Here is a 13,914-nt window from a genome sequence, read left to right on the forward strand (position 1 = left end):
CCAACTAAACAAATACCCAAAATAAGGTATTTTAAATCTCTTATTCCCCTTCCTTATAAAAAACTCAGTCCCGAATCTTTACAGTTCAGTCAGCTAATCCTACACCTCAGTCAGCTTTTTTTTCCTAGCCCTCTCCTAGCCCCCACCTTTGGGATAAATCACAAAGAAATGAAAGCTTACCAACTATTACTATTCCTACTTTTCTCTCAAGCTGCATGGGCACAGACGACCATCCGCGGAACAGTCCAAGACCAGCGAGGAGAAACCATCCCAGGCGTAAATATTTTCGTCAAAGGAACGTACGTAGGCACTAGCTCGGAACTGAATGGAAGTTATGTGTTAGTTTTTGAGGAGTTAGGAGATTTTGTACTGGTATTTCAGGCTCTAGGGTTCAGAACTCAAGAAATACCAGTTCAACAAAGACAAGAACCACTAGAAATTTCCATCACCCTCAAAGAAGCCATCAATGAAATGACTGCAGTCACCATCACAGCGGGGGCTTTGGAAGCTTCGGATGAGAAAAGGGCAGTAGTGCTCCGCCCCTTGGATATCGTCACAGTTCCCGCCGCCATGGGGGATATCATCGGGGCATTTCAGACACTTCCGGGAACTGCCACTGTGGGTAATGATGGACGCTTATTTGTACGTGGTGGGGATGCCAGCGAAACGGCCATTTTCATCGATGGCCTTCAAGTGGGCAATGCTTTTGGCACCACTGCTAGCAATGTGCCTACACGCACCCGCTTCAATCCCAACCTCTTCAAAGGATCTTTTTTCAGCACAGGGGGATACTCTGCCGAGTTTGGCAATGCCCTATCCTCTGCCCTCTCACTTAATTCGGTGGATATGCCTCTGAGAAGTCAGGGGGATATCAGCATCATGGGAATAGGCGGGGGAATCAATCAAACCCTAGTAGGCACCAACAACAGCCTAAATGCCGGGGCCAACTATACCAACCTAGGCCCCTATCAAAACATGGTCCGACAAAACTTCGATTGGGAACAAGCACCTGCGAGTTGGGATGCGGAAATTCTCGGTAGGCAAAAATTAGGGAGCAACACCCTGCTCAAAGCATATGCCCGCACCGAACGGGGCAGCATGAAAATCTGGCAAGCCCAACCCGGCATACCGCAGGAGCGCGGCATCCTATTAGGCGTAGACAACCGATATTCCTTTGCACAGGTGTCTGCTAAGCATACAGGAAAAAAAGACTGGAGTATGTACGGGGGGATGTCTTTCTCCACCAATAGCGACTTCCTTACGGTAGATCAATTAAGTATCCGCAATACGAACCGGGTTTTTCACGCCAAAGGAGTAGCCATCAAAGAGTTCTCTGATAGGTTTTCTTTAAAATCTGGACTGGAGCATTTCAGGTTTGAGTACAGGGAAGCCCTGCCTGATGAAGGATTGGAAAGAAGTTTTGAGGATCAACAACTAGCGCTTTTCTCGGAAGCGGACCTGTACCTCAGCAATCGCCTGATTTTTCGGACAGGCCTACGAGCTGGCTACAGTGCGCTTGCCTCCCAAACATGGGTTGATCCTAGGGTATCCTTTGCTTATAAATTTGAGCACGAAGGCCAATTATCCTTAGCCGCGGGAAAATACAGCCAAATGCCCGTAGAAGAAATCCGGGTGAACCAACCTACCCTGCAAAATACCGAGGCTATCCACTACATTCTGAACTACTTTTTGACCAAAAATGGGCGGACCATCCGAGCGGAGAGTTTTTACAAAAACTATGATGGACTCGTGACCTACGAGGGCCGAAGATTTGCTTACCAAGCTATTCAACAGCAAGGAGCTGGTTTTGCACGGGGATTTGACCTCTTCTTCCGGGACCAACAAACTTTTGAAAACACAGACTACTGGGTCACCTACAGCTTTGTAGACAGCAAACGGCAATTTTCCACATTCCAATCTCAGGTGCAACCAGGTTTTGCTCCTAAGCACTCGCTGGCTGTGGTTATCAAGCATTTCATTCCCGCTTTGAAATCTCAAGTAGGCACCTCTTGGAGCATGAATGATGGCTATACCTATACAGACCCCAATCTTCCTGGGGAAATGAATAGCAAAACTCGGGGATTTCAAGACCTGAGTCTGAGTTGGAGTTACCTCCCCAAGCCGCATTTGATCATCCATTTAGCTTGTTCCAATGTCCAAGGGAGAGATAATATTTTCGGATACAATTTCAGTCCAACACCAAATGAGGCTGGCCAATTTGATCAGCTCCCCATCAGACAAACAGCCCCTAGATTCCTATTTCTAGGCATATTTATCACCCTTAGTAAAGATAAATCAGCAAATCAATTAAATAACTTATAATCTAAACACCTATGAAAACGTACCTTTCCCTTTCCGCCATCCTCATGATCTTCACATGGAATCTAAGCTTTGGCAATCCCCTCAATGACGCATACCTACAAGCCATGTCCACCGAAATCTCCAAGCTCTACCAAGCAGCTTCCGTAGAAGAGTTACAGAAATCAGCCAATGCTTTTCAGCGAATTTCTACCATGAATCCTTCGGAATGGTTGCCTGACTACTATGCCGCGTGGGCATATGCCAACATGGGTTTCCGCAGCCAAGGAAGCGCACAGGACAAAGACAATTACTTTGCTCAAGCCAAGAAATTAGCCGATAAAGCGGCTCAAGTATCTCCCAATAACTCCGAAATCGTAGCCATGCAAGGATACATTACCATGGGAGAATTATCGGTAGACCCTGGCAGCCGTGGGCAGCATTTATCGCCTGTGGCCATGCAGACATTTGGCAAAGCAATCAATCTCAACCGCACGAACCCCCGTGCGATATTGCTGATGGCTCAGATGGAATATGGCATGGCTCAGTTTTTTGGACAAGGACCAGAAAAGGCCTGTGGGTTGATCCTTTCGAGCCTTGAATTATTCAAAAAAGAAGCAGCCACAGTGAAAAACAACAGCATTGAGCCTCTATGGGGAGAAGACTATGCCAAAGGACTTTATCAAGAATTATGTGGAAACTGAAAAAAACACTACCTTGATTAGTTGTAGCCCTGCACGAATATGAATAAAAATTTCTTTGCCAACGCCACAATCTTCAATAGCTTCGGGAAGTTTATAGGTTTAAACTTCCTGATTGCTACTGTCTTGATGATCATTCAATGTCCTTCGTGTTTCCTAAGCTGGGAAGGCCTTTGGAGTTTGAGATTTGACTACATCTTTTCATTTTTGATGTCAGCGTCCATCAGCTTGGGTGGTTTTAAAGTAGAGGAGTTCTATGACAAAAGAATATCCTGGATAGCAGCACCTGTAAAGCGCCTTTTACTCACCACAAGCACGTATTTGCTATACACATTCATCATCAGCTTTGTGCTGATATCGGGATATGTGCTGACCACGGTCGAAGGAGTACATCTGGGAAATATGAATTGGTATCGCATACTGAACAGTACCCTGTCCACCATTGTCATCGCAGTCATCATCATTACAATTTTTATTGCTCGCTCCTGGCTGTATGAATGGAGGCACGCCGCATTAGAGGCAGAGCGGCTAAAAACGGAAAGTATCTCCTCCCAGTTTCAATCCCTCAAAGACCAACTCAACCCACACTTTCTATTCAATTCCTTGAATGTACTTTCCAATTTGGTCTATGAAAGTCCCGATAAATCCGCTGCATTTATTCAGCAGTTGGCAAAAATCTATCGCTATGTACTCGATATTCAAGAGGAAGAGTTGGTGCTAGTAGCAAGAGAATTGGAATTTGCCAACAGTTTCTTAAGCCTCCAAAAAATCCGACTAGAAGCTAATTTCACCTACAAAATCGACATTCCGACTATTCCTCCAGCATACATCCCCCCATTATCCTTGCAATTGTTGCTGGAAAATGCGTTGAAACACAACATTTCTTCCCAAGAACAGCCGTTGAATATTCACATTACCCTAGCAAACGACTCCTTGGTTATCAGCAATAACTTGCAACTGAAACACTCAGCGGACATCCGCTCAACAGGAATCGGTCTGCGTAATATTGAAAAACGCTATCAGCTCTTGAGCAATAAAAAGCCACAAATCATGCAGACAGCTAAGGAATTTACAGTCACCTTACCGCTGCTTCGAATATCCGCCTTATGAAATCAAGCATGCTGAGGCCGTCAATCGCTGGAAAGACTATCAGCCATGCAAGATTCTATCTGACCATTAAAAATAAATTGATAGCTAGATGAACATCCTTATTATAGAAGATGAAGCCCCTGCTGCCAAGCGACTGGAAAAACTCGTGTTGGAACTAGCCCCATTGGCGAGTATTCAAGGGCGTTTGGATACGATTAAACGTGCAGTGGCTTATTTACAGACACAACCCCCAATAGACTTGGTCTTCTGTGACATTCAATTGGCCGATGGCTTGAGTTTTGAGATTTTCAAGCAAGTCTCCTTGGACTGCCCATTGATTTTTACCACGGCATTTGATCAGTATGCCATACAAGCATTCAAAGTAAATGCCATTGACTACCTGCTCAAACCAATCGATCCACAAGAGTTAGCCACAGCTTTGGACAAATACCATAAACTCCAACTGAAGCCCACCATGGACTTTTCACACCTGCAGCAGCTGATCCAACAATCTCAAAAGACTTATAAATCACGATTTATGGTGAAAGTTGGTGAAAAAATCAGTGCCATACAGCTTACGGATATCCAATACTTTTTCAGTGAAGAGCGCATCACATTTGCAGTTACATCCTCCGGCAAACGCTTTATTTTGGATTATACCTTGGAGCAATTGGAAAACCAACTCAACCCAGATGACTTCTTTCGACTGAATAGAAAATATTTGGCAAGCATAGCATCAGTTGAGGAAATCATCAGCTATTCCAATAGCCGGTTAAAAATCAAACTCAAGGATTGTTCCGATCAGGATATTTTGGTCAGCAGGGAACGAGTGATGGAATTTAAAACCTGGCTGGATTCGTAAATTGCTGATTTGGAACGAACATGTAGATTTCTCAAAAATTTACACGATAGAAGACACCAAACTGAGCATTCTCAACACAATATTCATTGCATTGGTGATCTTTTATGTTTATCCACTGCGGTTTTTAACTCTTTTCCTAACCAATCTGATTTTCCAAACAGATATTGAAGTCAGTATTCAAGGTGAACAGGTTCCTTACTTGATGATTTATTATGGTTTTGTGGCTTTTGCTTTGTACTTCATTTTATTCCTTTTTTACCAAAGAGCTTATCAGATTAAGGAGCATCTCCAATTAAACGCTTATGAAGTTTTTTTCACCCAATCACAAAAGCAACGGTTATTGATCATGTTTATCGTACCCTTGATTTCCATCATCATCACGGTAGCCCTTTTCAAATTTTCATTTGTCTGGGCCTCTTTTTTGGGAGGAGTAACCTACATTGCATACACACCTCTGATCCTGTGGTGGCACTCGAAATTCACCAAAGAAGCGAAGCAATTTTTAGAGGAATAATTTCGTCAAATTACGTGTAAGATGTTTTTTTTAGCAAAAAAAGACCTTGGAATACTTTTAAAAAAATTTCGATCCTAAATTTTTAATTTTTTAGGAAAAAATATTTTTTAGTCAAAATTAAAATCCTAGATTTCTGCAAAATTATACCATATGAAATCATCTTTACTTCTCTCAGTCCTTGCATTTGGACTTTTATTTACACTTGGGAATGTGTATGGCCAAGATGCTTACAATGCCAATCCTGAAAAAGCGCAAGTTTACTTTATGCGGGTAAACGGTACTGGTGCTTTGATCAACTTCAAATACTTTCATAATGATCAGTATTTAGGTAAGTTTTCAGGCCCCAATTACTTTGTCTATGAAGTTGATCCAGGAACTCATTTGTTTTGGGTAACTTCTGAGAATAGAGATTTTATTGAGGCTGAATTGGAAGCAGGTAAAACCTACTTTATTGAGGTGCGTCCAACCATTGGCGCTGTAAAAGCTGCTGTAAAAGTCCTCCCTATTGATCCATCAGATGAAAAGCGAATGAAGTTGGTCAATAAGATGATTGCCAAGAAAGCACCAGTCTCATTTGATCCAAACAAAGTGGAGGAGGATAAAAAAGAGATGGATTTTTATATCCAAAATGGCCTGGAAAAATACAACAGCGATAAAGCAAAGGGGAAGGCCATTGCTCAATTAAATCAATCACACGCAAAAAATTAAGCTGATCTTCACGATGAAAAAATATATTTTAATGATTGCTTTGGGCATTTTCCTATTCCATGCACAAGCATCCTTTGCTCAAAATGAAGTTCAAACTTCCAGTGAAAAATACGGCAGCTCCAAACAAGGTAGTACATCGGTAGGTGCTGGTATAGGGCTACTGTATGGAGGTTTCGGTTCCCGCTTAACCTATCATCCTGTTGACCAATTGGGGCTATTCCTTGGCCTAGGCTATAACGTTGTCAATTTAGGTTATAATGCAGGTTTTATGTACTCCTTTCCAAGTACGAAGCAAGCAGAGTTCTTTGTCACCGGAATGTATGGCTACAACGGTGTGATTCGCGTAACAGGAGTTGGAGGCTTTGAAGATAGTTACAATGGCGTAAGTGCCGGTGCAGGTGTGCGGTTGAACTCCAATCGTAAACGTGGGCAATACTGGGATTTTGGTTTGTTGGTACCTTTCAGGAGCAATGAATTTTCGGAAGATTACCGATTTGCTCAAAGCATTTCAGACATCCAAAACTTGCCTCCTGTTCTGTTTTTTGTGGGATTTCACATCCCACTTAACTCGAATTAAAAAAAATTAAGACTTCGATTAACTTTTTTTAGGAAAGCTATTTTCATTATTCTGAGTGTTTTGATGAAATTTATCTTATTAACTATTGAAAAGATGATAGCTCAACCAACGATTACCCAAGAACAAAAAATTAACCAAGTTTATAGCTATGGAATTCACCAAAGTTATAAACTTGGTTTTGAAAAGAGCCTAAAAGCCTGGAATAGCCTTCAAAAAAGAAGAAAGTCAGTCCAGGAGAAATAATGTTATTTCAGAAGGTTCAATGCCTCTTTGCGTACCTCCTCGCTAGGATCATTGATTGCAATACTGGATATAACCGACTGATTGGTCACTTTCCTTACTGCTTGCCTCCGAACATCGGCATTTCTATCTTGCAGTGCTACGGTAGCCAAGGTAGATTGGTTGGAGAGTTTTTGTACTGCTAATTTCCGTACTTCTTGATCTTTGTCCTGCAAAGCTGCTGTTGATATTACCGATTCATTGGATAGTTTGCGCAATGCCATTTTGCGGATATCTGCATCTCGATCTTGGAGACAGACCGTAGCAAGCACTGACTCATTGGTAGTTAGTTCCACCGCCAATTTTCTCACATCATCATTGCGGTCATTCAAGGCTACTGAAGCCATGACGGATGCATCTGTGATTTTTCGTAAAGCGAGTTTCCGTACATCGGCATCTTTGTCATTGAGGGCAACCGAAGAGAGGGCTGATTCATTTTCCAAACGCTCGACTGCCATTTTTCGCACTTCATGATTTTTATCATTGAGTGCCACAGCTGCCAAGACAGCATCATTGGTCAGTCTTCTCAAGGCTGCCATGCGGACATTAGCATCGGTATCATGCAAGGCTACAGCCGCAAGTACAGATTGGTTAGTCACCTGGTCAACAGCCATCAACCGTACTTCAGGGCTTTTATCATCCATGGCAACCTTAGATAATACGGCCTCATGGGCACCCATTGTCGCCTCTTCCGATGGATCAAAGGCATAAATCTTCACCGGCTTGGCATTCATACACGAAGCCATCACCAAAACACACAAAATATAAATGGGTATATTTTTCATAAAACAAGTGTTAATACTAAAGAAATACTCATAATTGAAATAAACGCAAAGGTCATTCGGCGTGTTTCAATAGCCTCAAAAATTTTGGGTTTATGGGATAATTTAAAATCGGGTGCACCTACACCGCCAGGAATCAATTGGCCTACTGACTCTACGCTGGATTACCCAGTAGCTGGCTTGTAGGGGTACTTAGCTTGAATAATTGCTCCTGTGGTTTCGATAGCTATCGGGATGAGCGAGGGGTCTGGTTGCAGGGTGGCCCCGACGACTCGAAATGAAAAAAGCCAAGCTTTCGCTTGGCTTTTTGAATGCAGGGAAATTGGGATTCGAACCCTTGGATTAAGCCATTGACTGTCAATATTTTATTCCCCTATATATTTAGAGGTCTCGATTTTTCCCCAGGGATTTTTTTCGGAAAATTGTAATGAACGGTAAAAGTGAGGATTCGAACCCTTGGTACCAACAGTTATTTTTTAAATTCCATGAAGGAAAAACTTCTTTAGAATCTTTCCTTTACCCCGACCAAAAAGGAATCCATTAAAGATAATGTATATTCTACAGGCTCGCTCAGCTTTACTGCCCAGTTTTTTGCAATGACTGAATCAAATCCTTGAGACAAATTATCTTCCAGTACCATAAATATCCTGTCACGTACCTTTTCTGACTTCATTAAAATAGAAGAAGATTCTCTTCCTAATATCCTGGCTGCCACCAAACGCTGACTCTTTTCCCCGTCTTCTCCTAAATTCTCAAGCAAATCAAAGTGGTTGTCCAAAATATAATCCCACATGATCATGTAATATTTCGATATGATTAAAAGAATATCTCCCAGATCATTTTCTCTTTCCTCAGGTCTATCGGACCATGCAATTAATTTCAAAATAATAAGCCCATGTAAGGTTGGAATATTCACCAAAACATCATCAATATGGACATATGTTGGCTCGGACATTACTTCAGTTAATCCAAGCACATGAAGGTCTGTATGTCGTTGATTAAAGTCAGCAGTATAATTCTCCTCAATTTGACCAAAAGGTAAAATATCTACAACAACGTCAAATCCGTTATGCAGGAAAGTCCATGGAGCAGAAACCTTAGTAAATCCTTTCTCTTCCAATTCTTTAGTGAACGCTTCATAATCAGACTTTGAGCTAATCATGATTGCAAAATCAATATCTTTTGTACCACGAGCAGGCTTTACCCCGTCTTTAAGAAGTTCTAATGCTATTGCAGTTGCACCAATCAAGTAATAGGGAATTCCCCTTTTCTTGAATGTGTCGTCCAGCAAGTCAAATACTTCTTTAAAATAGGTGATACCAAGTTCTTTATAACTCTTTGATGTATCTGTCATAGATTAATTGGGCTGTATCGAGGCTTCTTTTATCTCCATTAATAAGTAAATCAGCATATACCAAAAGTGGCGGTGCAACACCCAACTGCTGATTATCAAATTTCCAAAAGGTATCATAAACCTCTATTTCACCTTTCAAATCAGGCATTAGTCTCGTCTGTTTAATGAAATCGTTTTTATTGAGATCTGTGAACAAAATAAACTTTTCAGGTCTAAGGTATTCAGTTAATATATCTGCACCGGGTTCTCCTCCCCAAGTGGTTTGATCTGTAGGGAGTTTGATCTCTTTCCAATTTTTGTCTTTGGGCAGCCCGTACTTGCCTTTTAATAATGTTGGCTTTAAGGTTGTTTTATAAGCATTCACCCACTGAGTAATGGCTTCCTCCTTATTTACCCAATCATGTCCAAGTTTACCTTTACTAACCAAGAGACCGGCTGCTTTAAGCCCTTTAAATACTAAAGGCATATTCCCCAGTGCTACTCCGACTATTTCGGCAAGATTCCGTTGATTTGTGTTTAAATTTCTATCATCTAACAGTAAATGAAAAAATACTTTCAATCCAGTCTTTGTAAACGCCCTATTGCCTTCTTCTTCATCCCCCCTTATTGTTTGGAATTTATCTATCCATATAAAGTGATTTTTTGTCTTTACATAAGCGTTCCCATTTGCTTCCAAATAATTAACCCCCATCTCTCTTAGCAGGTCCCTGTATTTTGGATAAATTCGGTAAGCAACCAAAATAAAGTTTGGGTTTTCTTCATTCATCTTTTGAATAGTTCTTAGCGCATGTTCTCGTACCTCTTGCTTTACCTCGACTTCCATCTTGAGATTTCCTTCCGAGACTCCCAAATTTAAGCACCACCCACTTTTCATATCTCCATGATATTCCCAGTTAGCCTTACTATTAAGTAGTGGCCCTATGGCATGAACTGCTTGATTCAAAATTTCTTCCTCTTTCATGTTCACAAATATAACTTGTTCACGTGACGTGAACAAATAAAAAAAATGAACAACAAAAATTAATCCGATTCAACTCTATAAGAAAAATTGAACACACAGCTCCTGGAAAGTGAAGCTACCAAAGGAGATTAAATTAGGAAGAAATCAATTATTGGTTCGGAAGAAAATAAAAAAACAATTCATAAGAAATCTGTCCTGAGTTCGTAAGAAAAGAGATGCAGTTCGTAAGAAACCTATTTTGAGTTCGTAAGAAATGTAAATCAGTTCGTAATAAAAAACAACTAAGGTTCGGATGAAATGCAATTCCATTTCGGAGAAAATAGTCAACATCCCTACTTTCAGTTCGGAGAAAAACAAGCCAACGTTTTCAGGAAATCAACTATCCCGCTAAAGAAACAGTCAAAAAGTTCGGAGAAAGGTTCGGAGAAAAGTTCGGAGAAAATCAGAACGAGGGTAATTTTTTGCTTTTTTTACCCTTGTTCTTATCTCAAGAGTAAATATTACCCTTGAGCGCTTCAACATTCATCAAGCTAAACTATATTGAAATACATATAAAATTAGCATCGAATCATTCATTATATTTATTTACATATAATTAATGATAGTTGACTCATAGTGTATTCAAAAGCATAAAATGAAAAAGCTGGCAGCCTTTGTTAAAGAAAAAAGAAAGGAAACAGGAAGGACTCAAGAGGAGTTTCCTGACCGCTGTGGCTTGGCCTTAACCGTGATCAAAAAGATCGAACAAGGGAAAAACAACCTTAACCTGGATAAAGTCAACTTGGTGCTCCAAATGTTCGGGCATGAGCTTGCTCCTTTGAACAGTGGACCATGGAATGATGAGACAAGCAAGTCGAATGAATCTTCAGGCGATTAATAAAATTCAACATGAAGGCCCACCAATGGATCCAACAGTCTTTTCTTTCTGAGGAAATGCAGGAAGCTTATCTGGGGTTGATGGAGGAGTGGTATGGGAGGATTGGGGGTTAGAAAATAGATCAAACAAAACTACCATGGGAATTGCGAAGTACCTTAAAGCAGGAAAGATTCAAATCAATAGTAATGAACAGCAAATTGAAATTGCTGATAAACAACTTATTCTTCCCTTCGATAGATTAAAGGAGTCAGATTGGGGATATGTATATGAAAAATATGTTGGCCAGGTATTAGAAGAAGAAGGGTTTCTTGTAAGTTATCATGGACTTGAAAAAGGATGGTTAGATAGTGGACTTGACTTGATAGCCACCAAAGATGACCAAACTTATTTTATTCAATGTAAGTATACCCGAGCCAAGATAACAAAGAGCAGAATAGAATGGATACTTTACAAATCCTCAAGAATGCTACTGGAAAAATACAAAGAGCAAAATAAAAAATTGTTTTTTATGCTTGTGGTCAACAATACGGATGAAAACTTCACAAGAAGAAAGCCTAGAAACTTTAACTCAAATTTCCCAGAAACATCCAAAGTTGTCTATCCAGTTCTCCAATATTTTCTAGACCATAAGTATACTCAAGATAGGGTGAAACTTGTTTTTAGAGAGATACCCATGATCAGGAATTGAAAAACTTGGATATTTCAGACCATTAACTGAGATTGAAGGATAAATACGACAACATATCCCAGCAGCAGGAAAATATAAACATATCCCCTAAAATTCAATGGCTATATGACTTAAAACTCTATTTTAGATTTAAATAACTAAAATAAATCTATACTTGAAAAAAGCTGACAGCTATCGCGACTACTCGGGGATGAAAGGAGATTTAGCTGTGGGGATTGGGATGTTAGATTTTAGAAGGCAGATTTTAGATTTGGTTTGTAAATAGTTGATTGGAGAATAGTTGAATAAGTGGTTGGTGATTAGTTATTTGTTTGAGAGAGGTGTGTTTTTAATCCATTGAATTTCAGTGTTTTTATACATTCTGCGAGAGACTTTTGGGTTGTTGATGGGTGGCATTGAGCTTGTCGAAGCATCGGCTACTCTGACGGGGTTGTCTTTGGGAGTGGCATCTTCAAAATTGGATAAGATCACTTGAAACCAGTCTATTCCTAGGATCTGATTCATGGAAATTTGTTAGTAGTCATAAATTCCTCCCCCGCCGGACATGCAATTACAACTAAATTTACTAATTTTAAAGGGAATGAAAAACCGTTGAATGAAGAAAAATGAGTGACTTTTTTCACAGGTTGCCGTTATCAAATAAAACTAAAAAGATAATAATTGAACATGAAAATATTTTTAGAAGACGTTTTTAAAACATCAGGAACACCAACATATACTTTTGTTAAGCCAATTGAATATACAAAACTCCTTGTTTCTTTGCGAACAAAAGGAAGAGGACTTGTAATTGAAGGACCATCAGGTATTGGGAAAACAACAAGTATAAATAAAGCCATCGATGAAATTGGACTCAACGCAGCAGTGACATCTCTTTCAGCAAGAAAAAAGGAAGATGTTGATTTGATTCAAATACTTCCTGAGTTTAATAATTTTGGAATTGCGATAATTGACGACTTTCACGTACTTCCGAACGACATCAAACAATCGTTATCAGATTATATGAAAACTCTAGCTGATGAGGATTCAATCTCCTCAAAACTAATTCTAATTGGAATTAATAAAGCGGGAGATTCATTAGTCTCATTTTCTCCAGATTTAAATAATAGAATTGACACCATTAGATTTGAAGCTAATCCAGAGGAAAAAATTGAAGAAATGCTCACTTTAGGTGAACAAGCTCTTAATGTTAAGCTAAATATTAAATCAGAAATAGTTAATGAATCCAAAGGCAGTTTTCATATAGCACAATTATTGGCTAAAGAAACTTGTATTAGTTGCGAGATTATTGACAATGAATCGGATAAACCTCAAACAGACACGAGCCTAGAGACTATTAAAGCAAAAGTTAATCACGAACTTGGGAGATTATTTTATCCGAAAGCAAGAGCATTTGCAATTGGTTCGAAATTAAGAAAGGAAGGACGAGCACCATATCTTCATTTGTTGAATTGGCTGGCAAATAGTCCAGATTGGTCTATTCAAATTGATGAGCTTCTTAATCAACATCCGAACATGAAATTAAGTATCAATCAGGTTGTTGAAAAAGGTTTCCTGAAAAAACTCATTGAAGATAATTCTCTACTTCAGGACGTAATACACTATGATGACCAATCTAATGTTCTAACTATCGAAGACCCGAAATTTTTGTTTTTCATTCGAAATATTCTATGGAATAAATTTGCTGAACAAATTGGATTCATTGGGATTGAATTCACTAAACCATACGATTTTGCTCTTTCATTTGCTGGCGAGAACAGAACCCTAGCGGAGAATTTATTTACAAAGCTACTTGAAAGAGAGATTTCTGTGTTTTATGATAAGAATGAACAACATAGAATTTTAGCATCTAACGTTGAAGACTATTTGGCTCCTATTTATAATTCAGAAGCTGAATTTGTCATTGTTCTGCTTAGCAAGGACTATCCAAAAAAAATCTGGACAAAATTTGAATCAGATCAATTTAAACAAAGATTTGGTGACAACGCAATAATTCCAATTTGGTTTTCTGACACAGATACTAGCCTTTTTGACGAAACTAGAAAATATGGAGGACTATCTTTCAATGTTGAAAATGACTTAGGTAGTGAAGCGGAAAATATTGTAACAATTGTTTCAAAAAAACTAGAAGAGAAAAGAAAAGAAAAAAGTTCAGCTAGTAAGATATAAGGGCTAAACCGAATTGGAGCAAAACGGTATTTCGAGATTTAACAGAATTGAACAAAAT

Annotated in this window: 14 protein-coding genes; 10 read left to right on the forward strand and 4 right to left on the reverse strand. The window is 39.5% G+C overall.

The annotated features are described in order from the left end of the window. Positions 1 to 168 precede the first annotated feature (168 nt). The 7 genes from IPZ59_RS00245 to IPZ59_RS00275 all read left to right on the forward strand — a co-directional run bounded on the left by IPZ59_RS00245 (position 169) and on the right by IPZ59_RS00275 (position 6,749). The gene (locus IPZ59_RS00245; protein WP_236137888.1) at positions 169 to 2,322 is read left to right on the forward strand and encodes a TonB-dependent receptor; all 2,154 of its coding nucleotides are present in this window, start codon (positions 169 to 171) and stop codon (positions 2,320 to 2,322) included. Between the two features lie 11 nt (positions 2,323 to 2,333). Beyond that, positions 2,334 to 3,002 carry a hypothetical protein gene (locus IPZ59_RS00250; protein WP_236137889.1) on the forward strand — a complete coding sequence of 223 codons (669 nt, stop codon included), beginning with the start codon at positions 2,334 to 2,336 and terminating at the stop codon, positions 3,000 to 3,002. A 39-nt stretch (positions 3,003 to 3,041) separates the two neighbouring features. After that, positions 3,042 to 4,109 (forward strand): sensor histidine kinase, encoded by a 1,068-nt coding sequence (locus IPZ59_RS00255; RefSeq protein WP_236137890.1) that lies wholly within the window; start codon positions 3,042 to 3,044, stop codon positions 4,107 to 4,109. 88 nt (positions 4,110 to 4,197) lie between these two features. Beyond that, positions 4,198 to 4,950 (forward strand): LytR/AlgR family response regulator transcription factor, encoded by a 753-nt coding sequence (locus IPZ59_RS00260; protein WP_236137891.1) that lies wholly within the window; start codon positions 4,198 to 4,200, stop codon positions 4,948 to 4,950. A gap of 1 nt (position 4,951) precedes the next feature. Continuing rightward, positions 4,952 to 5,464, forward strand: a complete 513-nt coding sequence (locus IPZ59_RS00265; protein WP_236137892.1) for a hypothetical protein — start codon at positions 4,952 to 4,954, stop codon at positions 5,462 to 5,464. Between the two features lie 150 nt (positions 5,465 to 5,614). Beyond that, positions 5,615 to 6,172, forward strand: coding sequence for a DUF2846 domain-containing protein (locus IPZ59_RS00270; RefSeq protein ID WP_236137893.1), 558 nt, complete (start codon positions 5,615 to 5,617; stop codon positions 6,170 to 6,172). A gap of 13 nt (positions 6,173 to 6,185) precedes the next feature. Then, positions 6,186 to 6,749 (forward strand): hypothetical protein, encoded by a 564-nt coding sequence (locus IPZ59_RS00275; RefSeq protein WP_236137894.1) that lies wholly within the window; start codon positions 6,186 to 6,188, stop codon positions 6,747 to 6,749. A gap of 245 nt (positions 6,750 to 6,994) precedes the next feature. Here the strand turns inward: IPZ59_RS00275 and IPZ59_RS00280 are convergent, their stop codons facing one another. From IPZ59_RS00280 to IPZ59_RS00290, 3 genes are all read right to left on the reverse strand, one after another. After that, positions 6,995 to 7,813: a hypothetical protein gene (locus tag IPZ59_RS00280; protein WP_236137895.1), complete on the reverse strand. Its 819-nt coding sequence runs from the start codon at positions 7,811 to 7,813 to the stop codon at positions 6,995 to 6,997. 499 nt (positions 7,814 to 8,312) lie between these two features. Beyond that, positions 8,313 to 9,164 (reverse strand): hypothetical protein, encoded by an 852-nt coding sequence (locus tag IPZ59_RS00285; protein WP_236137896.1) that lies wholly within the window; start codon positions 9,162 to 9,164, stop codon positions 8,313 to 8,315. Then, positions 9,139 to 10,125, reverse strand: a complete 987-nt coding sequence (locus tag IPZ59_RS00290) for a type IV toxin-antitoxin system AbiEi family antitoxin (RefSeq protein WP_236137897.1) — start codon at positions 10,123 to 10,125, stop codon at positions 9,139 to 9,141. Before IPZ59_RS00290 ends, IPZ59_RS00285 begins: the two co-directional genes overlap by 26 nt. A gap of 634 nt (positions 10,126 to 10,759) precedes the next feature. On the opposite strand from IPZ59_RS00290, the gene IPZ59_RS00295 reads away from it, so the two are divergent. Next, positions 10,760 to 11,002: a helix-turn-helix domain-containing protein gene (locus IPZ59_RS00295; RefSeq protein ID WP_236137898.1), complete on the forward strand. Its 243-nt coding sequence runs from the start codon at positions 10,760 to 10,762 to the stop codon at positions 11,000 to 11,002. Positions 11,003 to 11,138: 136 nt separating this feature from the next. Further along, positions 11,139 to 11,690, forward strand: coding sequence for a restriction endonuclease (locus tag IPZ59_RS00300; RefSeq protein ID WP_236137899.1), 552 nt, complete (start codon positions 11,139 to 11,141; stop codon positions 11,688 to 11,690). Between the two features lie 303 nt (positions 11,691 to 11,993). Here IPZ59_RS00300 and IPZ59_RS00305 read toward each other — a convergent pair whose 3' ends face one another. Beyond that, positions 11,994 to 12,194, reverse strand: a complete 201-nt coding sequence (locus tag IPZ59_RS00305) for a hypothetical protein (protein WP_236137900.1) — start codon at positions 12,192 to 12,194, stop codon at positions 11,994 to 11,996. Between the two features lie 162 nt (positions 12,195 to 12,356). Here IPZ59_RS00305 and IPZ59_RS00310 point away from each other — a divergent pair, with 162 nt between their 5' ends. After that, the gene (locus IPZ59_RS00310; protein ID WP_236137901.1) at positions 12,357 to 13,856 is read left to right on the forward strand and encodes a TIR domain-containing protein; all 1,500 of its coding nucleotides are present in this window, start codon (positions 12,357 to 12,359) and stop codon (positions 13,854 to 13,856) included. Positions 13,857 to 13,914: the final 58 nt, after the last annotated feature.

The sequence above is a fragment of the Mongoliitalea daihaiensis genome (assembly GCF_021596945.1).
Lineage (GTDB): Bacteria > Bacteroidota > Bacteroidia > Cytophagales > Cyclobacteriaceae > Mongoliitalea > Mongoliitalea daihaiensis.

Excerpts from the sequence above, each read along its gene's own strand:
- IPZ59_RS00245 (WP_236137888.1), top strand. The coding sequence starts at position 169 with ATGAAAGCTTACCAACTATTACTATTCCTACTTTTCTCTCAAGCTGCA.
- IPZ59_RS00250 (WP_236137889.1), top strand. The coding sequence starts at position 2,334 with ATGAAAACGTACCTTTCCCTTTCCGCCATCCTCATGATCTTCACATGG.
- IPZ59_RS00255 (WP_236137890.1), top strand. The coding sequence starts at position 3,042 with ATGAATAAAAATTTCTTTGCCAACGCCACAATCTTCAATAGCTTCGGG.
- IPZ59_RS00260 (WP_236137891.1), top strand. The coding sequence starts at position 4,198 with ATGAACATCCTTATTATAGAAGATGAAGCCCCTGCTGCCAAGCGACTG.
- IPZ59_RS00270 (WP_236137893.1), top strand. The coding sequence starts at position 5,615 with ATGAAATCATCTTTACTTCTCTCAGTCCTTGCATTTGGACTTTTATTT.
- IPZ59_RS00275 (WP_236137894.1), top strand. The coding sequence starts at position 6,186 with ATGAAAAAATATATTTTAATGATTGCTTTGGGCATTTTCCTATTCCAT.
- IPZ59_RS00280 (WP_236137895.1), bottom strand. The coding sequence starts at position 7,813 with ATGAAAAATATACCCATTTATATTTTGTGTGTTTTGGTGATGGCTTCG.
- IPZ59_RS00285 (WP_236137896.1), bottom strand. The coding sequence starts at position 9,164 with ATGACAGATACATCAAAGAGTTATAAAGAACTTGGTATCACCTATTTT.
- IPZ59_RS00290 (WP_236137897.1), bottom strand. The coding sequence starts at position 10,125 with ATGAAAGAGGAAGAAATTTTGAATCAAGCAGTTCATGCCATAGGGCCA.
- IPZ59_RS00295 (WP_236137898.1), top strand. The coding sequence starts at position 10,760 with ATGAAAAAGCTGGCAGCCTTTGTTAAAGAAAAAAGAAAGGAAACAGGA.
- IPZ59_RS00300 (WP_236137899.1), top strand. The coding sequence starts at position 11,139 with ATGGGAATTGCGAAGTACCTTAAAGCAGGAAAGATTCAAATCAATAGT.
- IPZ59_RS00305 (WP_236137900.1), bottom strand. The coding sequence starts at position 12,194 with ATGAATCAGATCCTAGGAATAGACTGGTTTCAAGTGATCTTATCCAAT.
- IPZ59_RS00310 (WP_236137901.1), top strand. The coding sequence starts at position 12,357 with ATGAAAATATTTTTAGAAGACGTTTTTAAAACATCAGGAACACCAACA.